At 65.8% G+C, this 25,488-nt stretch carries 22 protein-coding genes and 1 tRNA gene; 14 read left to right on the top strand and 9 right to left on the bottom strand.

Features of this window, described 5'->3' with window-relative positions; translation table 11 throughout:
* On the bottom strand, positions 1-1,355 hold a 1,355-nt coding region (locus EPO41_RS08590), incomplete at its 3' end, for an ABC transporter substrate-binding protein (RefSeq protein WP_296323268.1).
* 41 nt (positions 1,356-1,396) lie between these two features.
* A complete protein-coding gene (locus EPO41_RS08585) occupies positions 1,397-2,257 on the bottom strand; it encodes a choline kinase family protein (protein WP_296323264.1) in 861 nt (286 codons plus the stop codon).
* Between the two features lie 102 nt (positions 2,258-2,359).
* Between EPO41_RS08585 and EPO41_RS08580 the strand changes: the two genes are divergently transcribed.
* Complete coding sequence (locus EPO41_RS08580; protein WP_296323263.1) at positions 2,360-4,033, top strand: thiamine pyrophosphate-binding protein; 1,674 nt, start codon at positions 2,360-2,362, stop codon at positions 4,031-4,033.
* Positions 4,034-4,047: 14 nt separating this feature from the next.
* The gene (locus tag EPO41_RS08575; RefSeq protein ID WP_296323261.1) at positions 4,048-4,932 is read left to right on the top strand and encodes an alpha/beta hydrolase; all 885 of its coding nucleotides are present in this window, start codon (positions 4,048-4,050) and stop codon (positions 4,930-4,932) included.
* Here the strand turns inward: EPO41_RS08575 and EPO41_RS08570 are convergent.
* The gene (locus tag EPO41_RS08570; RefSeq protein ID WP_296323257.1) at positions 4,929-5,972 is read right to left on the bottom strand and encodes a substrate-binding domain-containing protein; all 1,044 of its coding nucleotides are present in this window, start codon (positions 5,970-5,972) and stop codon (positions 4,929-4,931) included. The two genes, EPO41_RS08575 and EPO41_RS08570, sit on opposite strands and share 4 nt — an antisense overlap.
* A gap of 124 nt (positions 5,973-6,096) precedes the next feature.
* Here EPO41_RS08570 and EPO41_RS08565 point away from each other — a divergent pair, with 124 nt between their 5' ends.
* Both EPO41_RS08565 and EPO41_RS08560 read left to right on the top strand, forming a co-directional pair.
* Positions 6,097-7,680: an ABC transporter substrate-binding protein gene (locus tag EPO41_RS08565; RefSeq protein WP_296323254.1), complete on the top strand. Its 1,584-nt coding sequence runs from the start codon at positions 6,097-6,099 to the stop codon at positions 7,678-7,680.
* Positions 7,677-8,525 carry an alpha/beta hydrolase gene (locus EPO41_RS08560; RefSeq protein WP_296323251.1) on the top strand — a complete coding sequence of 283 codons (849 nt, stop codon included), beginning with the start codon at positions 7,677-7,679 and terminating at the stop codon, positions 8,523-8,525. The genes EPO41_RS08565 and EPO41_RS08560 overlap by 4 nt, the downstream gene beginning before the upstream one ends.
* 183 nt (positions 8,526-8,708) lie before the next feature.
* Here the strand turns inward: EPO41_RS08560 and rpoH are convergent, their stop codons facing one another.
* Together rpoH and EPO41_RS08550 are read right to left on the bottom strand one after the other, a co-directional pair.
* Positions 8,709-9,632, bottom strand: coding sequence for an RNA polymerase sigma factor RpoH (rpoH, locus tag EPO41_RS08555; protein WP_296323247.1), 924 nt, complete (start codon positions 9,630-9,632; stop codon positions 8,709-8,711).
* 143 nt (positions 9,633-9,775) lie between these two features.
* Positions 9,776-10,747 carry an RluA family pseudouridine synthase gene (locus tag EPO41_RS08550; RefSeq protein ID WP_296323245.1) on the bottom strand — a complete coding sequence of 324 codons (972 nt, stop codon included), beginning with the start codon at positions 10,745-10,747 and terminating at the stop codon, positions 9,776-9,778.
* A gap of 9 nt (positions 10,748-10,756) precedes the next feature.
* Between EPO41_RS08550 and EPO41_RS08545 the strand changes: the two genes are divergently transcribed.
* From EPO41_RS08545 to EPO41_RS08500, 10 genes are all read left to right on the top strand, one after another.
* Entirely contained in the window at positions 10,757-11,095 is a 339-nt protein-coding gene (locus EPO41_RS08545; protein WP_296323241.1) for a DUF6476 family protein, read from the top strand.
* Between the two features lie 30 nt (positions 11,096-11,125).
* The gene (locus EPO41_RS08540) at positions 11,126-12,172 is read left to right on the top strand and encodes a low specificity L-threonine aldolase (protein ID WP_296323238.1); all 1,047 of its coding nucleotides are present in this window, start codon (positions 11,126-11,128) and stop codon (positions 12,170-12,172) included.
* 7 nt (positions 12,173-12,179) lie between these two features.
* Entirely contained in the window at positions 12,180-14,477 is a 2,298-nt protein-coding gene (locus tag EPO41_RS08535; RefSeq protein ID WP_296323235.1) for a molybdopterin-dependent oxidoreductase, read from the top strand.
* A gap of 20 nt (positions 14,478-14,497) precedes the next feature.
* Positions 14,498-14,749 carry a hemin uptake protein HemP gene (locus EPO41_RS08530; RefSeq protein ID WP_296323233.1) on the top strand — a complete coding sequence of 84 codons (252 nt, stop codon included), beginning with the start codon at positions 14,498-14,500 and terminating at the stop codon, positions 14,747-14,749.
* Positions 14,750-15,058: 309 nt separating this feature from the next.
* Entirely contained in the window at positions 15,059-16,489 is a 1,431-nt protein-coding gene (locus tag EPO41_RS08525) for a multicopper oxidase family protein (RefSeq protein ID WP_296323230.1), read from the top strand.
* Positions 16,490-16,496: 7 nt separating this feature from the next.
* Positions 16,497-17,312 carry an FAD binding domain-containing protein gene (locus tag EPO41_RS08520; RefSeq protein WP_296323228.1) on the top strand — a complete coding sequence of 272 codons (816 nt, stop codon included), beginning with the start codon at positions 16,497-16,499 and terminating at the stop codon, positions 17,310-17,312.
* Positions 17,309-20,011, top strand: coding sequence for a molybdopterin cofactor-binding domain-containing protein (locus EPO41_RS08515; RefSeq protein ID WP_296323225.1), 2,703 nt, complete (start codon positions 17,309-17,311; stop codon positions 20,009-20,011). Before EPO41_RS08520 ends, EPO41_RS08515 begins: the two co-directional genes overlap by 4 nt.
* Positions 20,008-20,973, top strand: a complete 966-nt coding sequence (locus EPO41_RS08510) for an antibiotic biosynthesis monooxygenase (RefSeq protein WP_296323222.1) — start codon at positions 20,008-20,010, stop codon at positions 20,971-20,973. The genes EPO41_RS08515 and EPO41_RS08510 overlap by 4 nt, the downstream gene beginning before the upstream one ends.
* 27 nt (positions 20,974-21,000) lie before the next feature.
* Positions 21,001-22,161: a hypothetical protein gene (locus EPO41_RS08505; RefSeq protein WP_296323219.1), complete on the top strand. Its 1,161-nt coding sequence runs from the start codon at positions 21,001-21,003 to the stop codon at positions 22,159-22,161.
* Positions 22,162-22,174: 13 nt separating this feature from the next.
* Positions 22,175-23,008, top strand: coding sequence for a phytanoyl-CoA dioxygenase family protein (locus tag EPO41_RS08500; protein WP_296323216.1), 834 nt, complete (start codon positions 22,175-22,177; stop codon positions 23,006-23,008).
* Between the two features lie 62 nt (positions 23,009-23,070).
* Here the strand turns inward: EPO41_RS08500 and EPO41_RS08495 are convergent, their stop codons facing one another.
* From EPO41_RS08495 to EPO41_RS08480, 4 genes are all read right to left on the bottom strand, one after another.
* A complete protein-coding gene (locus EPO41_RS08495) occupies positions 23,071-23,874 on the bottom strand; it encodes a class II aldolase/adducin family protein (RefSeq protein ID WP_296323213.1) in 804 nt (267 codons plus the stop codon).
* A 160-nt stretch (positions 23,875-24,034) separates the two neighbouring features.
* Positions 24,035-24,110 (bottom strand) — tRNA-Glu (locus tag EPO41_RS08490).
* A gap of 109 nt (positions 24,111-24,219) precedes the next feature.
* Positions 24,220-24,393 carry a hypothetical protein gene (locus EPO41_RS08485; RefSeq protein ID WP_296323210.1) on the bottom strand — a complete coding sequence of 58 codons (174 nt, stop codon included), beginning with the start codon at positions 24,391-24,393 and terminating at the stop codon, positions 24,220-24,222.
* A gap of 24 nt (positions 24,394-24,417) precedes the next feature.
* Positions 24,418-25,425, bottom strand: coding sequence for a sulfate ABC transporter substrate-binding protein (locus EPO41_RS08480; protein ID WP_296323272.1), 1,008 nt, complete (start codon positions 25,423-25,425; stop codon positions 24,418-24,420).
* Positions 25,426-25,488 lie beyond the last annotated feature (63 nt).

Genomic DNA, 25,488 nt, shown 5'->3' with positions numbered 1-25,488 from the left:
TTCGCCGCTGCGAAGTAGCGGAACATCATGCCGACATCGCTCGACGGCGAGCTGACGTTCAGCGCCATCGCCCCGTTCAGCGAGGGACTGTCGGGCACGGCGCGGCTGGCGTTCAGCAGCACCTGCCACTCGACGGCATCGACCTGGATGTCGACACCGCAGGCCTGCTTCAGGTTCTCCTGCAGCGCCTCGTTCATCGGCAGCGGCAGCATCTGGCCGGAGCCCGAGGTCGAGATCATGACCTTGAACGACAGCGGCTTCTGCGGCGTGAAGCCGGCTTCGGCCAGCAGTTTCTTGCCCTTCGCCGGATCGAACGTATAGCGGTTCACGGGATTGCCGAACGCGGCATCCGTGGGCTTCAGCCAGCCGACCGACGGCTCGGCCGTGCCGTTCAGCATTGCCACGATGGCGTTGCGGTCGATGCAGTAGTTCAGCGCCTGGCGCACCCGGACGTCGGCCAGCGGGCTGTTCTTGGCGGCCATGTTGTAGAACCACGGCCAGACGTGCGGATAGGAGTTGGTCGAGATCACATAGCCCGCCTGCTTGAGCGACGGGATGCCGTCCGGCGGCGGGACCTCGATCCAGTCGACGCGACCCGAGCGCAGGGCGGCGAGGCGCGTATTCGCCTCGGGAATCGGCATCAGCAGGATCGAATCGACCTTGGCCTTGTGGGTCGGATCCCAGTACTCGTCGTTGCGGCCGAGCGACACCGACTGGCGCGGAACCACCTTGGTGATCTTGAACGGTCCGGTGCCGGCGGCGCCAGCAGCACCCACCTTGCCCCAGTCCTTGCCGAGCTTGTCCCACTGCGTCGGCGACGAGGTGAGGATGTAGGGCACCATCCACGGGAAGTAGGACGCGACCTGCGTCGTGGTGAGCGCCACCGTATAGTCGTCGACCTTCTTCCACGAGGCGAGGATCGGCACGCGCGAGCGCATGATGCCGGTCGCCTGCGGCTCGAACTGCGCGCTGTCCTTGTTGAAGATGCGCTCCAGGTTCCAGATCACCGCGTCGGCGTTGAAGTCGGTGCCGTCATGGAATTTGACGCCCTTCCGGAGGTTGAAGATCCAGGTCTTCTTGTCGTCCGGCGCCTGCTTCCAGCTTTCGGCAAGGCCCGGCCGCAAGGTCGCAAGCTGGTCGGACTTCGACAGGTCGAACAGGATCAGGCCTTCGAAGATCGGGAACCCGAGGAAGCGCATGCCCTCGAAGCCGTTGTTCGGCATGCCCGTGGTGGTCGGGATGTCCGACGCCGTCATGGCGATGCGCAGCGTCTTCTCCTGGGCCTGCGCGGCCGACAGCGGCAGCAGGGACGCGGCGGCCAATGCCACAGCGAGACGGAATCGGCGAAGGCTCATGCAATTGCTCCTGAAATCAGCTCCCCGGAAGCGATATGCAATCAGTGGGCCATCAGTTCTCCGAAGCGCCTGAGATAGTCGCTCGCATGCGCCTTGTAGTCGGCGCCGGGTATCTGCAGGTGAATGTCGGACACCATGGCCCACATGGCCTCGCGCAAGGCGCTGGCCGCCTTCATTGCCCGGAAGGAGCGCCACAGGACGGCCGGGACCTTGCTATCGAAATAGGCATCCAACAGAGCCGAATCCTCGGCCTCTCCGAAGGCCCCGTTCGCCGAGAGGTTGGCCAGGTCGAACATGGCGGTGCCGAAGCCGCCATACTCCCAGTCGATGAGCCAGAGACGCTGTCCGTCGTCGATCACGTTGCCCGGCAACAGGTCGTGGTGGCCGAACACGATCGGCATCGGCGCCTGCGCTGCTTCCAGCGTCCGGTTCGCTTCCAGGTAGCGCGGTACGTCGGCGGCGAACGGGCTGTCCGCCGCCCGGATCGTCCGGGCATAGTCGCGGATCACATGAAAGACCGAGAAGAAGTTCGGAGGGCCCGCGAGATGTTCACCGACCTTGTGGTGGCATGCCCTGAGGAGTGGCGCGAGGCGCTGGATGTTCGCGCGAAGGTCCGCCTCCGTGAAAGTCCGCCCCTCGACGAAGCGCATCACCAGGATGCCGGGTTCGTGGTGGACCACTTCGGGCGAAAGACCGGCGGCGTGCGCGGCGATCGAGGCGGCCCGCTCGCGATCGCGAAACACGTGATGCACGGGGATGTCGTCGCCACAGCGCACGACGAACTTCTCGCCGGCGTCCTCCACGACATAGGACAGATTGGTCAGCCCGCCCGTCAGCGGCGCCATCGTCACCGGGCCGCGCCAGCACGACAGTGCCGCAATCCTGCGTTCGAGCTCAGTCACGGGCTTTTCGCATCGCGGCGTGGTCTTCCAACCGTCATGCACTCGATCATTTCACGAGCCACGACGGCACGCTACCCTCGCGCCTCATCCAGGAGGAAATGAATGCCCGACGCAAACGTCCCCAATACCATCACCGGCCGCGACGCCTTCCTGCGCGTCCTGAAGGACGAGGGCGTCACCAAGATGTTCGGCAACCCCGGCACGACCGAGCTGCCGATCATGCACGCGCTCTCCTCGGCGCCGGAAATGGGCTACGTGCTGGCCCTCCAGGAAGCCGTCGTGATCGCCATGGCCGACGGCTACGCCCGCGCGTCGGGCAAGCTGGTCTCCTGCAACGTCCACGTGGCGCCCGGCCTCGGCAACGCCATCGGCTCGATCTACACCTCGATGATGTCGGGCACGCCCATGATCGTGACCGCCGGCCAGCAGGAACAGGGGCACGGGCTGACCGAGCCCCTGCTCTACGCGCCGTTGGTGCCGATCGCCCAGCCGGTTGTGAAATGGGCCACCGAAGTGAGCCGCATCGAAGACCTGCCGCGCATCCTGCGCCGCGCCGCCAAGGTCGCGATGACCGCGCCGACCGGGCCGGTCTTCATCTCGCTGCCGGGCGACATCCTGAACAACGAGGCCGCCATAGACATGGGCGACGTCACGCGCGTCGACACGGCCGTGCGCCCGAGCGATGCGGCGCTGGAACAGCTTGCCAGGCGCCTGCTGTCGGCCAGGAAGCCGGTCATCCTGGCCGGCCACGAGATCGCGACTTCCGACGCCTTTGCCGAAGCGGCCGAGCTCGCCGAGACTCTGGGCGCGCCGGTGCTGCAGCAGACCGTGGCGTGGGGCGCGCATTTCCCCTCCGAGCATCCCGCCTATCTCGGCGCGCTGAACCGCGACCAGAAATACGTGCGCCGCGTCCTCTCCGACTACGACCTGATGCTCTGCGTCGGGTCCGACGTGCTGAAGATGTCGGTGTGGAGCGAGACCGAGCCGCTGCCCGAGACCACCAAGGTGGCGATGATCGGCCTGCGCGACTGGGAGATGGGCAAGAACTTCCCGGCCGAGATCGCGCTGCGCGCCGACGTCAAGGAGACGCTGAAGGCTCTGGTGCCCCTCCTCAAGAAACTGGGCGGCGCGAAGCTTGCCGATCAGGCCAAAGCGTCGCTCGCCGAGATTGGAACGCGCAACTGGAACGCCCAGCGCGCCCAGAAGGCGGCCAAAGTCGCGACGCCCACCACTTCGCCCCTTCCCGCCGAATGGCTCATGATGCGGCTCAGCGACAGGCTGCCGAAGGACGCCATCATCGTCGAGGAAGGCCTCACCAGTACTTCGACCCTGCCGAGCTACTTCCCCTTCCGCGACCGCAACAGCTTCTTCGGCAATGTGAGCGGCGGCATCGGCTGGGGCATCGCCGCGGCCGTCGGTGTGCAGATCGCCGAACCGAAGCGCCGGGTCGTCGCGGTGATCGGCGACGGCAGCGCCATGTACTCGATCTCGGCCCTATGGAGTGCCGCCAACCAGAAGCTGCCGGTGATCTTCCTGATCACCAACAACGAAGGCTACCAGATCCTCAAGAACCGACTGAAGCTGTTCCACGGCAACGACACGCCGATCGGCATGGACTTCAACGATCCGCCGATGAACATCGCGAAGATCGCCGAGGGATTCGGCCTGCCGGCCGAGCGGGTCGACACGGCCGAAGGCTTCGACGCCGCCCTCGACAGGGCGCTGGCCCGGACGGACGGACCGACGCTGATCGAGGCGATGGTGAAGAAGGGTTGACGAGGAGGCGCATCATGTCGGCCGTCAGGCACGCTTTCGTCGAGACCCGCGGGTTCCCGACCCATGTCGCCGAGACCGGCAGCGGCCCGCCGCTGCTCCTGCTGCACGGCTGGCCGGAGTTCTGGGCGACCTGGGAGCCGATGTTCGAGCGGCTGGCCGATCGCTTCCGCCTGATCGCGCCGGACTTCCGCGGCTTCGGCGAAAGCGGCAACCCGACGCCCGGTCCCTCCGATCAGGCCGGCCCGGACGTGCTGGCCGACGACGTCGTGGCCCTGCTCGATCGCCTGGGCGTCGCGAAGGCGGGTTTCGTCGGCCACGATGTCGGCGCGTTCGTGATGCAGCGGCTGGCGATCCGTCATCCTGACCGGGTGGCCGGACTGTTCTTCTTCAATTGCGGTACGCACGGCGTCGGCGCGCGCTGGCGTGAGCCCGAACAGATCAACGAGATCTGGTACCAGACCTTCCACCAGCTGCCGTTTGCGCCCGCCATCGTCGGCGCCTCTCGCGATTCCTGTCGCGCCTACTTCCGGCACTTCCTGACCCACTGGTGCCATCGCAAGGATGCGTTCGACGCGGTGCTGGAACGCTGGGTCGACAATTTCATGCGTCCCGGCAACCTCCAGGGCGGCTTCAACTGGTACATCTCACAGAACGCCGGACGGCTCGCCGTCATGGCCGGGACCGCGCCCAAGCCGCCGACGATCACCCAACCCGCACGCGTCCTGTGGGGACGCCACGACCCGGTGCTGAAGTCGGCCTGGATCGACGTCGTCGGGAATTACTTCCAGGACGTGGAAGCCGGCATCGCGGAGGATGCCGGCCACTTCGTCCACTACGAGCGGCCCGATTTCGCGGCAACGGAGATCGCAAGGTTCTTCGAGCGGATCGGATACCGCTAGAGCTGCACGGATCGCAGGAGCGGCGGAGCGCAGGACTCTCGAAGCACCAGATCGACCTCAAGCAGGGCGCGCGACTGCCCGCCACCGAAATCGCCTCGCAGCCGCTGCAACAGGAGCTCTGCCGCGGCGCGCCCGACATCTTCCAAACTCCAGCGCAACGCCGTTATCGCCGGTGCATGGACGGACGCGAGATCGGTGTCGCCAACCGAAAGTACCGACAGGTCTCGCGGTACCGACAAATCGAGATTCCGGGCCGCGCGCAGGACACCCGCGAGGATGCGTGTGCCAAGGGCAATGATCGCTGTGGGCCGCCGCTCCCCACGCAGGAGGGCAACGGTATCGCCTTGAGCGAAATCCATGGGCGTCGACTGAATGCAGAGTTGCGCCCCGCTCGGGTCGACACCGGTTTCGGCATAGGCTTCCTGGAAGCCGGCTATCCGCTCGCGGCTCGGCCGCATGCGGGCGTCGGCGGTGAGCAGGGCTATGCGCCGATGGCCGAGTCCCAGGAGATACCGCGTCGCAGCCTTGGCGCCGCCGTGATGATCGACCAGGACGGCAGGCCAGCGTGAATCATCCCTGGCACCGATGGGATCGCGGTCGAGAACCACGACAGGCGTGCCGCCAAGCGCCAGTTCACGCCACATCGAATCGTTGGCGCCGCTGCCCGGAGCGACCAGCATGCCATCGAAGCGTCGGCCCTTGAACTCGTCCGCTGCTGCACGTTCGCGAGTCGGATCGTTCGCCGTGCTGGCAACGACCAGCATGTAGCCGGCGTCGCGCAGATGCGCCTCGGCTGCCCGCACGATGGACCCGTTGAGGGGATTGGAGACGTCGGAGACCAGGCAACCGACCATGCCTGAAGAACGGGTACGAAGGCTCCGTGCCAGGAAGTCAGGCTTGTAGCCCAGGCGCGTGGCTGCCTGAGCGACATCGTGAGCGACGCGGGCACTCACATATTTGCCGCCGTTCAGCGCACGAGAGACGGAGCTGAGCGAGACGCCGGCGGCAAGGGCAACGTCACGGATGGTTACGGCAGCCATTCTAAGAACGATTTCATACTTAATTGTTTGAGAATATTGACTCTTGTCATCTCCATAGCAAGACTTCTGAAAACGTTTTCATAGAAGAGCCGCTATAAAGCGACTTCAAGGGGAGGGACCGGGCATGATTGGAGTGAATTGGCGCGCAGCCTCGGTGCTGACGGCCGTCCTGTTGCTGGCGGCGAGCGGCGTTGCCGCTCAGGACAACAAGAAAATCCTGCGGTTCGTGCAGAACGGAAACCTGACGATCCTCGATCCGATCTGGACGACGGCCTACGTCACACGCGACCACGGCTACATGGTCTACGACACGCTCTTTTCGACCGACGAGAACAACGTCGTGAAGCCGCAGATGGTCGACAAATGGGAGGTCTCCCCCGACAAACTCGTCTGGACCTTCACGTTGCGCGACGGCCTGGAGTGGCATGACGGGCAGCCGGTGACTGCCGAGGACTGCGTCGTCTCGCTCAAGCGCTGGGTGGCTCGTGACTCGATGGGTCAGAAGCTTTCCGACTTCATCGCGGATCTGTCACCTGTCGACTCCAGAACTTTCACCCTGAAGCTCAAGGAACCCTACGGCCTGGTGCTCGATTCGCTCGGCAAACCGTCATCGAACGTGCCCTTCATGATGCCCAAGCGGGTCGCCGCTACCGATCCCTTCAAGCAGATCGACAGCCAGATTGGGTCCGGTCCGTTCATCTACGTGAACGCCGAGTCCAAGCCCGGCGAAAAGCACGTCTATATTCGCAATCCCAAGTACAAGCCCCGCAGCGAGCCTGCCTCCGGACTTTCCGGAGGAAAGGTCGTCAAGGTCGACCGGGTCGAGTTCATCGACATGTCGGACCCTACGCAGCAGGTGAATGCGCTGATCGCGGGCGAAATCGACATGGTCGAAAACGTGCCGCACGATCTCCTGCCGATCCTCAAGCGCGATAGAAACGTGCAGACCGTAAACTGGAATCCGCTCGGCCAGCAGTTCACCCTGCGTTTCAACCATTTGACCAAGCCGTTCGACAACCCGAAGATTCGCCTCGCCGCTCTCTACTCGATGCGCCAGGAGGACTACCTCAAGGCCACGGTCGGTGAACCCCAGTACTATAAGGTCTGCTCCGCTGCCTTCGTCTGCGGCGCCCCCAACGGCGTGGAGATCGAGGGCGACCTTCTGAAGAAGCCCAACTTCGAGAAGTCGAAGGCGCTGCTCAAGGAGGCGGGCTACGATGGTTCACCCGTTGTCCTCATGCAGTCGACCACCCTGCCGGTGCTGACCAACATGGCGCCCGTCACGAAATCGCTGCTCGAACAGGGAGGCTTCAAGGTCGACATGCAGTCGATGGACTGGCAGACGGTCGTCACGCGTCGAGCAAAGAAAGATCCTGCCGACAAGGGCGGCTGGAGCGCCTTCCACACCTATGCGATCGCCGTCGACATCCTCAATCCGATATCGGCCAACTGGATGATTGCCCAGGGCGACAAGTCCTGGTTCGGCTGGCCAACCGATCCGGAGATGGAGCGTCTGCGCGACGCCTACGCAAGGGAAACCGATCCCGTAAAGAGCAAGGCCCTGGCGGTGGCGGTGCAGAACCGGGCGCTCGAGACGGCGCAGTACGTCTGGCTCGGCATGTGGTATGGGCCAGGCGCTGCGCGGACCAGCGTCGTCGGCTGGCTGACAGCCCCGGTCACCGTATTGTGGAACATCGAGAAAAAATGACGCCTGCACTTATGCCCGAGGGGGGGCGGAGCGACGTCCGCGCCCCCGACGGCACCCATCTCGCCGTCTACGAATGGGGAGACCCGTCAGGACCCGAAATCGTGCTGATACACGGGTTCGCGCAATCTCACCTTTGCTTTGAGCCGCAGGTTCGCAGCGCGCTCGCCAGCCACTGCCGTGTCGTCGCTTTCGACATGCGCGGTCACGGCAGCTCCGCTCAACCAACCGATCCCGCCGCATACCGCGGAAACCGGGTCTGGGCAGACGACATCGCCGCAGTGCTATCGGCAAAGGAGCTCGCGCGGCCCGTTCTGGTGGGCTGGTCGATGGGTGGACGAATCATCCGCCAGTACCTGATGACTTACGGCGATGGCCGGCTGGGTGGCGTGAACTTCGTTGCCTCGCAGGTGATCGAGGAGCCGCACTTTCGCGGCCCGTCGGCGGCGAAACCGCTGCCGGAAGAATTGTCTCTCGCTGGCGAGATCGAGGCGGCCATCGCCTTTCTCGATGGCTGCTACGGTCGCAAGCCTGATGAGCACTCGTTTCGAAAAGCGCTGGCCTACAACATGAAGGTGCCGGCGGCCGTGCGCCGGGCAATCGGCGGCTGGTCGACCGAGGCCACCGCCACGCGCGCTTCGCTCGCAAACCTCCGGGTACCTGTTCTGATTACGCACGGCCGCGCTGACACGGTCGTTTTGCCAGCTGCCGCGGAAGCGGTGGCAGCGATCGTGCCGCACGCGACACTGTCGTGGTTCGAAGACTGCGGCCACTCACCCTTCTGCGAAGACGCCCCGCGTTTCAACCGTGAACTGATGGCTTTCGTGGCGGCCTGCCAAGAAGCGTGAGTGCCAGAGGCGGCACCTGATGGCACCCGGCAGGGTGGATGGCGCCCAGAGCGTCTCGCCTCTACACAGCCCAACCCGGGCCGAGGTGCGTTACTAGTCCCAATCAAAACCGGCCGTCACAGCGGAGCTGGACGGCCGGTGGAAGCGGTCTTGTAAGGCGGGCTTCGGCCACCCTTGTGAGGGTTACCGCGCCGCAGCCGGCTGAGTGCTCGGCCGGGCGGCTGCCTCGACGACCATGTTCTTCATGGCCTTCTGCAGCTTGTCGAAGGCGCGCACCTCGATCTGGCGCACGCGCTCGCGGCTGATGCCGTACTTCGCCGACAGGTCCTCGAGCGTCTTGGGCTCGTCGACCAGGCGACGCTCCACGATGATGTGGCGCTCGCGGTCGGTGAGCTGCTTCAGCGCCGCGGCCAGCATGCCCTTGCGCTGGCCCAGCTCCTGGCTGTCGCCCAGCCGGGCTTCCTGGTTGGGCGAGTCGTCGACCAGCCAGTCCTGCCACTCCATGTCGCCCTCGGCCTTTACCGGGGCGTTGAGCGACGAATCCGGCGCGGCGAGGCGGCGGTTCATGTTCACCACCTCCTCCTCGGGCACACCTAGGCGGGTCGCGATCTTGGTCACCTGCTCGGGCGTCAGATCGCCCTCCTCGATGGCCTGCATCTGGCCCTTGAGCTTGCGCAGGTTGAAGAAGAGCTTCTTCTGCGCCGCCGTGGTGCCCATCTTCACGAGCGACCAGCTGTGCAGGATGTATTCCTGGATCGACGCGCGGATCCACCACATGGCATAGGTGGCCAGGCGGAAGCCGCGGTCCGGGTCGAACCGCTTCACGGCCTGCATCATGCCGACATTGCCCTCGGAAATGAGCTCGGCGACCGGCAGGCCGTAGCCGCGATAGCCCATGGCGATCTTGGCGACGAGACGCAAATGGCTGGTGACCAGGCGATGGGCGGCTTTCGTGTCTCCATGCTCGCGCCAGCGCTTGGCCAGCATGAATTCTTCCTGGGGCTCCAGCAGGGGAAACTTCCGGATGTCCGACAGGTAACGGCTGAGATTGCCCTCAGGCGTCAAAGACGACGGCAGGGCGGGAAGATTTGCGGTGGCTGCACTCATGGCTACTCCCCCTTTCGTACGCGGGATGGCCGGTGAACGAGCGTTTAGCACTCTCGTCCCCCGACTGCTAAACCCGACTGTAGAAGTCGGAATGGCCCCGGGTCAACAGATAATTCCGAGTAAACCCCTCGGGTATTAGGGATTTACTTAACGCTGTTCAGCGTTCTCACCAACTTCCCGAAGTCTTCGGGCAATTCTGTGGCAAACCGCATGTTCTTCCCCGTCCTTGGGTGTTCAAAAGCGAGCACAGATGCGTGAAGTGCCTGCCGCGGGAACAGTTTCAACGCCTCCGGTGCACCCCCGTTGCGGGATTTGCGGCCGTAGACAGGATCCCCGACCACCGGACACCCGATATGGGCCATATGGACCCGGACCTGATGGGTGCGGCCCGTCCCCAGCCGGGCGCCCACCAGGGACGCGATCGGGGCCAATGGCGGCCCGAATCGCTTCTCCAGCCAATACTCGGTGCGTGCCGCCTTGCCGCCGCTCCTGCGGACCGCCATGCGCTTGCGGTCCACTGGATGCCGGCCCAGCGCCGCCTCGACCGTCCCGCGCTCGGGCTTGGGCGCCCCCCAGACCAGCGCCGTGTAGATGCGCTCCAGGTCATGGGCGGCGAACAGCTTCGACAGGGCGTGGTGGGTCCTGTCGTTCTTGGCCACGACCATGACCCCCGACGTGTCCTTGTCCAGGCGATGCACGATCCCGGGCCGGCGCACCCCGCCGATGCCGGAAAGGCTGTCGCCGCAATGAGCGAGCAAGGCGTTGACCAGCGTCCGGTCCGGGTTCCCGGGCGCCGGGTGGACCACCATTCCAGCCGGCTTATTCAGGACCAGCAGGTCGGCATCCTCGAACAGGATCTCCAGCGCCATGTCCTGGGGCTGTGGAACGGCTGGTTCGGCTTCCGGAATGTCGACGATGACGACATCGCCCGTTTTGACCTTGCGGGACGGCTCTTCTATCGTCTGCCCTCCCGCCAGCGCCACGCAGCGGCCCTCGATCAGCGCCTTCACGCGGCTTCGCGTCAGGGAAGGCAAGGCAGCAGCCAGTGCGCGGTCCAGCCGTTCGCCGGCGGCGCTCTCCTCGAAGGTCACGGTGTGGCGACCGGCGTCGCTCATGGAGTTTTCTTGGCGTCCCCTGCTCAGGCCTCTGCACCACTCTGGCTCAAGGTGCTGGTGATCGTAATGGGCCTGCTGATCGTGGTGGGCTTCGTCGTCGCGGTCGCCGAGATCGCCCGGCGCATCTCTACGCCCAACGCCGGCCGTTCGCCAGCATCGGAAGGCGGCCGCTTCACCGAGCGCATCGCTCTGCCATCCGGCGCCCGAATCGTCTCGATGACCGCCATCGGCGATCGTCTCGTCGTGCATGTCGAGACCCAGGGCGGCCCCACTTCCGCCTATGTCGTCGACCCGCGCAGCGGCACGTTGCTGGGCACGATCGAATTCCCGCCAGGCGCCGGCCGCTAGCACAACGACGCCGCAGCACGAGGACGATTGATGAATTTCCGCAGCGACAACGAAGTGGGCGCGCATCCCGGTATCCTCGAGGCAGTGATGCGGGCCTTCTCCGGTGGCAGCACGGCCCCCTCCTATGGCGCCGACGACTGGACGCACCGGGTCGAGCGCCGCCTGCGCGACATCTTCGAGAAGCCCGACCTCGTGGCGTTCCCGGTTGCAACCGGCACGGCCGCCAACTCGCTGGCGCTGTCCTGCTGCACACCGTCCTGGGGTTCGATCTACTGCCACGCCGAGGCGCATATCGTCGTCGATGAGGCCAACGCGCCGGAGTTCTTCACCTCGGGCGCCAAGCTCTCCCCCCTTCCCGGCCCCGCCGGCAAGATCGACCAGAAGAAGCTCGCCGAAGCGCTGGCCCAGCCGGTCTACGGCGTCGTGCACCATCCCCAGCCGGCCGCCGTCAGCATCACCCAGGCCACGGAATGCGGCACCGTCTACGGTCCCGACGAGGTCGCCTCGATCGCCACGACGGCGCACCGCCATGGACTCAAGCTCCACATGGACGGCGCGCGCTTCGCGAACGCCCTCGCCTTCGTCGGCTGCTCGGCGGCCGAGCTGTCCTGGATGGCGGGCGTCGACGTGCTGAGTCTCGGCGCCACCAAGAACGGCGCCCTGGCTGCCGAAGTCGTGGTGTTCTTCGATCCGGACCTCGCCCGCGAATTCGAATTCCGCCGCAAGCGCGCCGGCCATCTCTTTTCCAAGATGCGGTTCCTGTCGGCCCAGCTCGAGGCCTACCTGACCGACGGCCTGTGGCTCGCCAACGCCAGTCACGCCAACACGATGGCGCGCCGACTGGTCGCCGGTCTGACGACGCTCAAGGGCACCCAGCTTCTCTATCCCGTACATGCCAACGAAATCTTCGTCATTCTGCCTGCGCACATGCATGATGCGCTGCAGGCGGCAGGGGCGCAGTATCACCCCTGGCCGTCGGACCGGCCGGGCGAGCGGGCCTACCGCCTCGTCACGGCCTTCGACACCGAGCAGACGACCGTCGACCGCTTCCTGAGTATCGCCAAGAAAGCAGCGTGAGCGTCCCATGACCCATCAGCGTACCCTGACCGCCGCCCACTGGGGCGTCTACGAAGTCGAATACGACGACAAGGGCCAGGCGACGAAACTACATCCCTTCTCCAAGGATCCCGATCCCTCGCCGATCGGCCTGCACATGCTGTCCGACGAGGTGGCGAGGATGCGCGTCCGCCGGCCGTCCTTCCGCAAGAGCTGGCTGGAAAAGGGCCCGGGCGCCTCGACCGACAAGCGCGGACAGGAACCCTTCGTCGAGGTGCCGTGGGACGAAGCGCTCGACAGGATCGCCGGCGAACTGAAGCGTGTGAAGGACGCGCACTCGAACCGCGCAATCTTCGGCGGCTCCTACGGCTGGTCGAGCGCGGGTCGCTTCCATCACGCCCAGAGCCAGGTCCATCGCTTCCTGAATGCGCTCGGCGGCTATGTGCGCCACCAGGATTCCTACAGCCTGGGCGCAGCGCGCGTGCTGATGCCGCACATCCTGGCCAGCATGGAAGACATGATGGCGATGCACACGACGTGGGAGGTGCTGGCCGAGCACTGCAAGCTGTTCGTCACCTTCGGCGGCGCGCCGCACAAGAACGCGCAGATCAGCGCCGGGGGCGCGATGGTGCATCGCCTCAAGGACGGCCTCTACGGCATGCGTGCCAAGGGCGTCCGCTTCATCAACATCACACCGACCGCCGAGGACCTCGACACCGGCGGCGACATCGAATGGCTGGCGATTCGGCCGAACACCGACGCCGCGATGATCCTGGCGCTCTGCCATGTGCTCCACACCGAGAAGCTTTACGACCGGGATTTCCTCGACCGCTGCACCGTGGGCTTCGACAAGTTCGCCCCGTCGCTGGCGGACAAGACCCCGGAATGGGCCGAGAAGATCACCGGCATCTCCGCCGTGCGCATCCGCGCACTCGCGCGCGAGATGGCGGCGACCCGCACCACGGTGAACATCAACTGGTCGCTTCAACGCTCGCATCACGGCGAGCAGCCGTTCTGGGCACTGGTGACCTTGGCCTGCATGCTGGGGCAGATCGGGCTGCCGGGCGGTGGATTCGGTGCGAGCTATGGCCCGACCAACGGCATGGGCAGCACTGGAGCGCTGCTTGCGGGCCCGACCCTGTCGCAGGGCACCAACGCCGTCTCCGACTTCATCCCCGTCGCGCGCTTTACCGACATGCTGCTCAATCCGGGCGGCAAGGTTTCCTACAACGGCCGCGACATCACCTACCCCGACATCAAGCTGATCTACTGGGCCGGCGGCAACCCGTTCCATCATCACCAGGATCTCAACCGGCTGCGGGTCGCGTGGCAGAAGCCCGAGACCATCATCTTCAACGAGCAGTTCTGGACGCCGGCGGCGAAGATGGCCGACATCGTGCTGCCCGCGACCACCGGCCTCGAGCGCAACGATATCGGCTATGCGCGCCGCGAGCCCTACCTGATCGCCATGAAGAAGGCGCGCGAGCCGATCGGCGAGGCGCGCGACGACTACTGGATCTTCTCGGAGATCACGCGCCGTCTCGGGGCCGCCGACGTCTACACCGAAGGCCGCGACGAGATGCAGTGGCTCGCTCACATGTACGAGGAAGGGCGGCAGAAGTCGGCCAAGATGGGCGTGCCTTTGCCCTCGTTCGAGGAATTCTGGGAAGCCGGCATCGCCAAGGTGCCGGGTGAGAACACCGAGCCCGTGATGCTCGCGAAGTTCCGCGCCGATCCGGCCGGGAATCCGCTCCGGACACCGTCGGGCAAGATCGAGATCTTCTCCGAGAAGATCGCCTCGTTCGGCTACGACGACTGTCCCGGCCATGCGGTCTGGATGGAGCCGATCGAGTGGCTCGGCTCGAAGAAGGCCGAGCGCTATCCGCTGCACATGCTCTCCGACCAGCCGGCCGACAAGCTGCACAGCCAGCTCGACCACAGCCCGCACGCCAAGGCGACCAAGGTGAAGGGCCGCCAGCCGGTCACGATGCACCCGGAAGACGCCGCCGCGCGCGGCATCGCCGACGGCGACCTGCTGCGCGTCTTCAACGACCGCGGCGCCTGCCTCGCCTCGGCCCGGCTGACGGACCGCATCCGCCGCGGCGTGGTGCGCCTCTCGACCGGCGCCTGGTTCGACCCGCAGGATTCCGGTTCGAACACGCCTCTGGAGAAGCACGGCAATCCCAACGCGCTGACACTCGACATCGGCGCCTCGAAGCTCAGCCAGGGCTGCATCGCGCAGACCTGCCTGGTCGAGATCGAGCGCTTCGACGGCGCTGCTCCGGCAGTGACGGCACACCAGTTGCCAGCCTTCACGGCTCGCTGAAATCGCTTCTCTCGCCTCGCTTGGCCATTGACATTGCAAGCGGCTTGTCTGCAAATGCGAGTGACTTGCAATTAACCCGCGAGGCGAAGATGACTCAGATGATGCAGCTGCATTCGGCAGGTGACGCTTCCCGTACAAAGCCCGAGCGCGACGCCGACAGCATCGAAAGCAGCCAGCTCATGGCCGGTCGCCGCGAGCTTCTCATCCGCCACGGCGCCAGCACTTACCGCCTGCGCGTGACCGCTTCCGAGAAGCTGATCCTCACGAAATAGACTTTCCCGTTGCAACCTGCCCGCCGTCCCCGGAGGTGCTAGTCTCTCCCCCGGGGAGATGGTCGGGGGAGGCACAGGGTGGACAGGACTTCAGGGCAGGACGGTCTGGATGAGCACCGTCCGGTAGGGACAGCATTGCCCAGGCGGCGTCTGCTGAACGGCGGCACCGCGGCCGGTGCTGCCCTGCTCCTGTCCCGGACGGCTGAAGCGCAGCACCACGAGGCAGCGCCACCGTCAGCGCCGAGGCCGGTGCAGCAGGCCCAGGCGCAACCACGACCCGCATCGCGCCCACACCACGATCATTCCGGCATGGGGCTCGACCCCGGCCCCGTCGTCGAGCCCGTGCCACCTGCAATGGATCGGCCGCTGGTCGAGCCCGAGGTGAGGCGCTCGGTTGACGGCGTGCTTCAGACGACCCTGTCCTGCCGCTACGCCTACAAGGATATCGGCGGGCGGCGGCTCTACATGCGCAGCTATGAGGGCGCCCCATACGGGCCCACCCTGCGCATGAAGCCTGGCGAGACGCTGAAGATCCGGCTGACCAACGAGCTCCCGCCCCACCGGGATCCCCTGCCGGCTGACATCACGATCCCGCACCAGTTCAACAACACGAACTTCCATTTCCACGGCGCGCACTGCAGCCCAAGCGGCATAGCCGATAACGTCATGCGTTCCATGCGGCCCGGCAAGAAGTACGATATCGAGATCACGCTGCCGAAGGACCATACGAGCGGCACCTACTGGTACCACCCGCATCACCACGGCGGCGCCGACGTCCAGATGGCCAGCGGCATGTCGGGCGCCATCATCGTCGAGGGCGACTTCGCGGACGTGCCCGAGATCGCCGCTGCGCGGGAGCGCGTGATGCTCCTGTCGCAGGTCGTGTTCGACGCCTTCGGCATGATCGAGGACTTCTCGACCCTGTTCCCCGAGACGGCGACCCGCTTCCTGGCGATCAACGGCCAGCGGCGACCGACGATCGAGATGCGCCCGGGCGAAGTACAGCGCTGGCGCCTGGTCGGCTCGCAGTACCAGGACGACATGCTCCTCGAACTGGAAAAGCACGATCTCAACGTCATCGCCTATGACGGCATCGCGCTGCGCGACATGCAGTCCCTCAAGACGCTCCTGTTCGCGCCGGGCCAGCGCGCCGACATCCTCGTGCAGGCCGGCGCGCCCGGCACCTACGAGTTCCGCGCCCTGCCCTACGACCAGGGCCATCCTTCGCCCATCGGCCCGCTGGCCCGTGTCGTCGTTTCCGGCGACCCCTTGCCGATGAAGCTGCCCGCGCGGCTGCCCAAGCCGCCGCTGGAAGATATCAAGGACGGCGAACTGACTGGCGCCCGGACCCTTGTCCTGTCGGCGACCTCGCCGGAAGCCGACGCGGCCGGCCATTGGCAGGAATTCAGCTTCCTGATCGACGGCAAGAGTTTCGATCCGAGCCGCATCGACCAGCGGGTGAAGCTGGGCACCGTCGAGGAATGGACGATCGTCAACACCCACGAGCACGACGATCACGTCTTCCACATCCATACCAATCCCTTCCAGGTGACGCAGATCAACGGCGTGCCGCAGAAGGACCTGGTGTGGCGCGATTCCGTCGTCGTGGAACGCAAGGGCGGCAGCGTCGTCTTCCGCTCCCGCTTCCTCGATTACACCGGAATCTTCATGCTCCACTGCCACATGATGAACCATGAGGAGATGGGCATGATGCAGACCGTCGAGGTCTACAAGGAATGATGCTCCGATGAACCTCAACACCATCGCCGAGGTTCGCCGGCCCACCTCCACCGGTGAAATCGGCGCCTGGCGGCCCAACTACGCGTGGTTGGCCGGCGGCACCTGGCTCTTCTCCGAGCCGCAGGTCGCGACCGATACGCTGATCGACCTCGATTCGCTGGGCTGGACGCCGCTCATCGCGACGTCGGAAGGTCTCGAGATCGCCGCGACCTGCCGCGTGGCCGACCTGCATGCCTTCAAGGGTCCGGCCGGGTGGACGGCGGTGCCCCTGTTCCGCGACTGTATCGACGCCTTCCTGATGTCATTCAAGATCTGGAACGCGGCCACGATTGGCGGGAACATCGTGATGTCGCTGCCGGCCGGCGCCATGATCTCGCTCACGGCCGCGCTCGAGGGGGGTTGCACGCTGTGGCCGCGAGACGGCGCGCCCCGGACCGTTCCCGTCGTCGACTTCGTGACGGGCAATCACAAGAACGTCCTGCAGCCGGGCGAACTGCTGCGTTCCATCCACCTGCCGGCGACGGCACTCGCCAAGCGCTATGCCATGCGGCAGATGTCCCTCACCCGTCTCGGCCGCTCGGCGGCCCTGATCGTCGCGACGGTCAATGACGACGGAACAGACTTCCTCCTGACCATTACCGCGGCGACGCCGCGCCCCGTGCACCTGCGCTTCGACCGCACGCCGACCGCTACCGCGCTGCGTCGGGCGATCGACGAGCGGCTGCCTGCCGACGGCTACTTCCAGGACGTGCATGGATCGGCCGCCTACAAGCGGCACATCACCTATTATTTCGCCGAACAGATCCGCGCGGAACTCGCATGAGCAACTACCTGGTCAATGGCCGTTCCTACGCGGCCGAACCGGGACCCGGCCAGTGCCTGCGCACCTTCCTGCGCGACCTCGAAGTTTTCGGCGTGAAGAAGGGCTGCGACGCGGGCGATTGCGGGGCCTGCACCGTGTGGATCGACGGCAAGCCGTTCCATTCCTGCCTCGTACCGGCCTTTCGCGCCGAAGGACGCAAGGTCACGACCATCGAGGGGCTTGCCGCCAACGGCGAGATGCACCCGGTCCAGAAGGCCTTCCACGACGCCCAGGCCTTCCAGTGCGGCTTCTGTGCCGCCGGCATGATCATGACGACAGCGTCCTTTGGTCCGGAGCAGAAGGGCGATCTGCCCCACGCGCTGAAGGGCAATCTCTGCCGCTGCACCGGCTATCGCTCGATCACGGATGCGCTGCACGGCATATCCAACATCGAGCCGGATATCGCGGGCAAGGCGTGCGGCGCCAGCCTGCCCAATCCCTTCACCGATGCCATCCTGACCGGCGAGGCCCGTTACACGATGGACGTGGCGATGGAGGGTGTGCTGCACCTCAAGGTGCTGCGCTCACCACACGCCCATGCCCGCATCCTCGAGATCGACAGGACGGCGGCGCTCGCGGTCCCCGGCGTGGTCGCCGTCTACACCTGGGAAGACGTGCCGCGCCGGCTCTACAGCACGGCGCTGCATGAGGATCACCTCGTCGATCCCGACGATACCTACATGCTCGACAATGTCGTGCGCTTCGCCGGTCAGCGCATGGCCGCGGTGGTCGCCGAGAGCGAGGGTGCCGCCGAAGCCGGCTGCCGGGCGCTCCGCGTCGAGTACGAACTGCTGCCGGCGGTGTTCGACCCGGTCCAGGCGATGCAGCCGGGAGCCCCCCTCCTCCATGCCAAGGAGGTCCTCACCAGCGACGGCAACGTCTACTGCGACCTGCAGGGAGAGATCGGCGACGTCGCGAAGGGCTTCGAGCAGGCCGACGTCATCCACGAGCAGACCTATTCGACATCCCGCGTGCAGCACGTCCATCTCGAGACCCATGGCTCGATCGCTTGGCAGGGCAAGGACCGGCGCTGGCACGTCCGCACCAGCTCACAGGGGCCGTTCGCGGCCCAGAAGAAGCTCTGCTACCTGATGGGATTGAAGGCCCGCGACCTGCATGTCTTCACCGAGAGGGTCGGCGGCGGTTTCGGGGGCAAGCAGGAGATGGTCTCGGAAGACCTCGTCCTGTTCGCCACGATGAAGCTCGGCCGTCCCGTCAAATGGGAATGGACGCGCGAAGACGAGTTCGTCGGCGCGACCACGCGGCACCAGATGACGACCCACGTCAGGATCGGTGCCCGCCGGGACGGCACGCTGACGGCGATGGACGTGCGCGTCGTGTCCAACACCGGCGCCTACGGCAACCACGGTAGCGAGACCCTGGCCGCGGCCATGGGCAGCCCGATCGCCGCCTATCGCTGCGACAACAAGAAGGGCGCCGGCTTTGCCGTCTACACCAACATGGTGCCGGGCGGCGGCTTCCGCGGCTATGGCGCCTCGCAGACCACCTTCGCGATCGAATGCGCCATCGACGAGCTGGCCCGCCTCCTCGGCATCGACCCGCTCGAGATGCGGCGCCGCAACATCGTGCGGCCGGGCGACAATATTGAATCGATCTGGAAGGAACCCAGCGACGCAAGCTTCGGCAGTTACGGCATCGCCGAATGCCTCGACATCGTCGAGCGCGAGCTGGCCGCGGGCAACGGCGTCGCCAAGCCCGAGGGAGAGGACTGGGCCGAGGGAACAGGCTTGGCGCTCGCGATGCTCGAATGTGGACCGCCAACGGAACACCGCTCCGGTGCGGAGATGCGACTCCTCGCCGACGGCACCTATCACCTGGCCGTCGGTTCGTCCGAGATGGGCAACGGCATCACCACGGCGCACAAGCAGATGGCCGCGTCGGTCCTGGGCGTACCGGCAGGCGACATCGCGATCGTCAATGCCGACACCGACCGCACACCCTACGACACCGGCACCTTCGCCAGCACCGGCACTGTCGTGGCGGGCAAGGCCGTCCTTCTGACCGCACAGGCGATGCATGCGGACATCCTGGACTTTGCCGGCCGCCACACCGGCGCCGATCCGGCGGACTGCCGTCTCGACGGCGACGCGGTCGTCTGCGGCAATCGGCGGATCCCGCTCGGCGAGCTCCATGCCGCCGGCACCGCCGTCGGCCATCGCTTCACCGCCACCCGCAAGGCCTACCTCTCGCCGCGCACCATCGCCTTCAACGTGCAGGGGGTGCGGCTCGCGGTGCATCGCGTTACCGGCGAGATCCGCATCCTGCACAGCGTTCATGCCGCCGACATCGGGCGGCCGATCAACCCCATGCAATGCCGCGGCCAGCTCGATGGCGCGGTCGCCATGGGTTACGGCTGGGCGCTGACGGAGAACATGGTCCACGACGAGGGGCACATGATGAACGCGCAGCTGCGCAACTATCGCATCCCGGCCTACGCGGACACGCCTCGCACCGACATCTTCTTCGCCGACACGGTGGATTCGATCGGCCCGCTCGGCGCCAAGTCCCAGGGCGAATGCGGCATCAACCCGGTTGCGCCGGCGGTCGCCAATGCCCTGGCCGATGCCACCGGGCTGCGCTTCGCCCATCTGCCGTTCACACCCGACCGGCTGTTCGCCCGGCTCGCGGCGAAGTCGTGAGGACCGCTGCGCCCGCACCTGCGCGCAGCGTCAGCATCGTGACGCAGACCCGCGTGCGCCCCGAGCACAACGAGGACTTCTCCCGCTGGCAGGGTGAGACCAGCAACACCATCAACCAGTTTCCCGGCTTCATCGAGCAGCGGCTCCTGCCGCCCAATCCGCCGCTCCAGGTCGATTGGGTCATCCTGCAACGGTTCGCCAGCCTGGCCGACGCACAGCGCTGGCTGGGATCGGCCGAACGCCAGAAGCGCATCGCGGGTGCCGCGCCGATGCTGGTCGGCCGCGACGACGTGCACATCGTCCAGGACGAGGCCAGCGGCATCAGGCCGGCACCCGTCTCCACCATCATTTCCACCCGGGTCAAGCCCGGCAAGGAAGCGGAGTATCTGGCCTGGGTCCGCCGGATCGCGGCCGCGCAATCCAGGGCCCCAGGGCTCCAGGGGTATCGCTTCGAGCCTCCGGTGCCGGGCGTTCAGGAGGATTTCATCGCCATCCTGCGCTTCGATACCGAAGCCAACCTGCAGGCTTGGCTCAATTCGCCCGTTCGCCAGGCCCTCATCGACGAAGCGGCGCCGCTCACCGAGGAATCCCACGCGCGCATCGCCAGCTCGGGCTTCGAGCAGTGGTTCCGGGACGCCACCCCCGCCGACGGACCGCTGCCGGTGTGGAAGATGGACATGCTGGTCCTGCTGATGCTCTACCCGGTCGTGTTCCTGTTCGGACACTTTGTGGGCACGCCGCTGCTCGACCGCCTGTTCGGCCTGCCCTTCGCGCTCTCTCTCTTCCTCGGCAACATCGTCAGCGTGGGACTGACGGGTTTTCTCGTGCCCTGGGTCGCCAGTCGCTTCGGATGGTGGCTGCGCCCCGCACAAGGCAGAGAGGTCCGCGTCAACCTCCTGGGCGCTGCCTTCATCTCGGCGGTCTACGCCGCGATGGTTTTCGTATTTCTGCGCCTGTTCTGAGACCGGGTTGGACCGGCCGACGGGACGGTGGCAGAGTCGGGCAACATCGGCCCAGGAGCGTTCATGGCGTTACTGCAGGGGGCGAGGCAGCTCCTTGGAAAAATGACAGGGGCAGTCCCCATCATGGTGCGGCCCGATCGAGAGGCCTCACCCGCTGCCGAGGTCGAGCTTCTGACGCCCTCCAGGGCGCTGCGGATGATCCGGCTGAACATCTCTTTCGCACCGCTGGTCGGCTCGATGCCGCCGTCCTGCCTCGACACCCCCTCGATGATGTCCGTTCCGGAAAAGCAATTCCTGTTCGGCTTGGCCAGCCGCCACTACGCCGGCAAGGGGATCATCGTGGATGCCGGAATTTTCCTCGGCGCATCGACGCGCTGCTTCGGGGAAGGTGTCCGCTCGAATCCGCGGCAGGAAGAAATCTTGAGGAAATGGCCGCGGCCGATCGTTTCGTACGAGAGGGCGATCGTAAACCCCAACATGCCGCTCTTCTTCAGGAAACATGGCCTGACCTTTTCAGCCGCCCAGGACGAGTCGTTCGAATCCGAACTGCGCCGCAACATCGCCCCGGTGAAGGACCTCGTCGATCTTCGCATCGGCGATTTCATGGACGCCACCGACCTCGGCTGTCCCGTGGAAGTCCTGTTCCTCGACATTCTCAAGGCACCTGGCCTCAGCCTTCGCGCCTTTCGACTGTTCTACTCGAAGCTGATCCCCGGGCGGTCTTTGGTGGTTCATCAGGACTACTTCTTCGAGGAGCTGCCCTGGATTAAGACCCACCATGAAGCCCTGGCGGCCTATTTCGACTTCGTCGGCGAGATCGGCTCGAGCGCCGTTTTCCTGTGTACGAAGGAAATTCCCCAGAGCGTCGTGGACGAACTCGAAAACGACATGCCGCCTGCCGACCAACTTCGCCTTGCCAGCATCGCCATGCACCGGTCCGCCGACCCTGCCCGCCGCTTCTTCATGGCACTTTCGAAGATGCGCCTGATCCGAAAGCTTCAGGGCCGCGTGGCGGCGCGAGCCTATCTCGAGCTGATCAAGACCGAGTTCCCGGAGCAGGTCGCCCAGACCGACAACAAGCGCCTGAGCCACGCCTTGCGGAGGGCCGAGGCGATTCTCGTCAAGAAGCCTCGGAAGCAGCGCCAGGAAGGGATGCGCGCCGCCGAGCAGCATGTTCTGTCCCCCTAGCAGGATGGGTTCCATGACCAAACGTCTCAGTGCCGACGAAGTCTCGCATTACCGCCGCGATGGGTTCCATTTTCCGATCCGCGTCCTGTCCCCCGGGGAGGCGCGCGCCTGTCGCGACCGTCTGGAAGCGCACGAACGCGCGACGGGCGGACCGATCGCCGGAGACATGCGACACAAGGTGCATCTGCTCTTCACCTGGGCCAACGAGCTCGCACGACATCCCGCCATCCTCGATGCGGTGGAGGATGTCATCGGACCGGACATCCTCTGCTGGAGCAGCACCTTCTTCATCAAGGAGGCGCGGTCGCCCTCCTTCGTGTCGTGGCACCAGGACGCGACCTACTGGGGCCTCAGCACCGACGAGGTGATCACCGCCTGGGTGGCCTTTGCCGACGCGCCCGTCGAGAGCGGCGCAATGCGGTTCTGGCCCGGAAGTCATCTCAAGAAGCAGATCGAGCACCGCGACACGTTCGACGAGAACAATCTGCTGAGCCGCGGCCAGGAGATCGCCGTCGACGTGCCCGAGGGCGCCGGGGTCGACGTCCCGCTGAAGGCCGGCGAAATGTCACTGCACCACGTGCTGCTGGCCCATGCGTCGGGACCGAACGCGACCGACGACCGCCGGATCGGGCTGGCTTTGCGCTACATCCCGCCCCATGTCCGCCAGCTCAAGGTGCGCGATTCCGCGACCCTGGTCCGCGGACGCGATCCCTATGGCAACTTCGATCCCGAACCGGCCCCGATGGCCGACCTGGACGAGGCGGCCCTCGCCGCGCATCGCGAAGCCGTCGAGCGATCGGCCAAGGCCCTCTACTCGGGCACCGACCGCACGACCTTCAGGGCTTAACGACTACGCCGCCCTGCGGACGGCTCCGCTCAGGACGACGGAATTTGAAGCCGAGCCCGGGCTCAGTGCCGCCAGCTCGAGTCGACCTTGTCGAGCTTGCGCACCAAGGCGGCGAACTCCAGGTCGCCGATCCCGACGGCGGACTCCATTTCCGAGAAGCGGTCCATGTCGGCGCCCGACTTGGCCGCCAGATTGTCGCCCAGGATGTTGAGCGTTCCGGCAGCGGCCGCGTCGAGCTGGATCTGGCAGGCGCGCTCCAGGCGGTAGAGCCGGAGGAACGCCTCCGGCACCGAGCGGCCCGTGGTCAACAGGCCGTGGTTGCGCAGCATCATCGCCTGGTTGTTGCCGAGGTTGGCCAGCAAGCGCGCGCGCTCGTCGAGATCGAGGCTGGGGCCCTCATAGTCGTGATAGGAGAGCTTGCCGTGGAAGGCCGTGGCGACCATCGACACCGGCAGCAGCCCGTCCTTCAGTGCACAGACCGCCATGCCGGCGCGGGTATGCGTGTGCATCACGACCTTGTGACGCTCGGCATGGGCCATGTGGACCGCCGAGTGGATCACGAAGCCCGCGTAATTCACGGGGTAAGGGCTCGGCTCGACGATCTTCCCGTCGAGGTCGATCTTGACCAGGTTCGAGGCGGTCACCTCGTCGTAGTTCAGCCCGTAGGGGTTGATCAGGAAGTGCGGCGCCTCGCCCGGCACCCGCGCAGTGAGATGGCCGTAGATCAGCTCGGTCCAGCCGAAATGGTCGACCAGCCGGTAGGCGGCGGCCAGCTGGCGGCGCAGCACCCATTCGCCGTCGGCCGGCGGCAACGCGTGCACGTCGATGCCGGTGAGCGGCAGGTCGGAAGCGATCGGCATGTCCATGGCGGTCCTCCAGCGGCGGCGACGAAGCTTAGGCCCGCGCGCTATGGTCGGGCAACAAGAGAGGAAACGCAACGCGGCCGGGATTCAAGAGGGTTCGGGACGCCCCGACGAGAAAGCAAATGCCAGCGCGAATGAATGCCCGACTTTACGGGCTTGCCACTGGCGCTCCCTACGGGATTCGAACCCGTGTTTTAGCCTTGAGAGGGCCACGTCCTAGGCCTCTAGACGAAGGGAGCTAAGGCCAGAAGCGGCGTAAATAGTCGAATGACCGCGCGGGCGCAACCCCGCTGATTCAGCCGAGCTTGCAGCGCTCACGCTGATCGGATCGGCCGAGCGGTATGGCGGTCAGTTTCTCGCAGGCGGCCGCGACGACGTGGCGAGCGAGCCCTCCTCGTAGCGCTCGCGCTTGTAGTCGTCATTCGAGACCATGGGGATCAGGCCCCACGACTTGCGCGGCTCGACGAAGGGCCAGTTCCTCCGCCGCAAATGCGGCGGCAATTCGAGCTTGATCGGGGGCATGGGCTGCTCTGGAGTGCTACCGCCTCATCGTGTCGCCGCCTTGCCGGACGGCTTGTAGATCTGGTCGAACACGCCGCCGTCGGCGAAGTGCTCGGCCTGCGCTTTGGTCCAGCCGCCGAAGACCTGGTCGATCGTCACCAGCTTGATCTTCGGGAACCGCGCCAGATCGGCCGGGTCGGCCGCCTCCGGCTTGAAGGGGCGGTAGAAATTGCTCGCAATGATCTTCTGCGCCGCCGGCGAATAGAGGAAATCGAGATAGGCTTGCGCCACCTTGCGGGTGCCGCGCTTGTCGACGACGACGTCGACCAGCGAGACCGGCGGCTCGGCCAGGATAGAGAATGGCGGTACGACAATGTCGAACTTGTCGGCGCCGAACTCCTTCACCGTCAAGAAGGCTTCGTTCTCCCACGCGATCAGCACGTCGCCGACGGCGCGCTGGGCGAATGTCGTGGTCGAGCCGCGGGCGCCGGAATCGAGCACCGGCACGTTCCTGAAGATCTTCCCGACGAAGCTCTTCGCGGCCGCCGGATCGCCCCCCGGCTTGTCGTTGCGCGTGCGGTCGAGCTCGTAGGCCCAGGCCGCAAGATAATTCCACCGTGCCCCGCCCGAGGTCTTCGGGTTCGGAGTGACGATGGAGACGCCCTCCCGGGCAAGATCGGACCAGTCCTGGATGCCCTTGGGATTGCCCTTGCGCACCACGAACACGATGGTCGAGATGTAGGGCGAAGCATTGTTGGGCAGGCGCGATTGCCAGTTCTCCGGCAGCCGCTTCGATTCGCGCGCGATCGCGTCGATGTCGCCGGCCAGCGCCAGGGTGACGACGTCGGCCTCGAGCCCGTCGATCACCGACCGGGCCTGCTTGCCGGAGCCGCCGTGGCTGGTGCGAATCGTGACCTTCTGCCCGGCCGCGGCCTGCTCCTTCACGAAGGCGTCGTTGAGCGCTTTGTAAAGCTCGCGTGTTGGATCGTAGGAAACATTGGTGAGGACGACCTCCGGCGCCGCCTGGGCACGGACCGCGACGACGGTGGACATGACGCCGAGCGCGATGGCCAGGGCGACGAAGAAAGTCTGACGGGTCGACATGATGTCTGGGCT

Source organism: Reyranella sp. (genome assembly GCF_004297265.1).
Classification (GTDB): Bacteria; Pseudomonadota; Alphaproteobacteria; order Reyranellales; family Reyranellaceae; genus Reyranella.
This window is presented reverse-complemented; position numbering and strand designations above follow the sequence as displayed.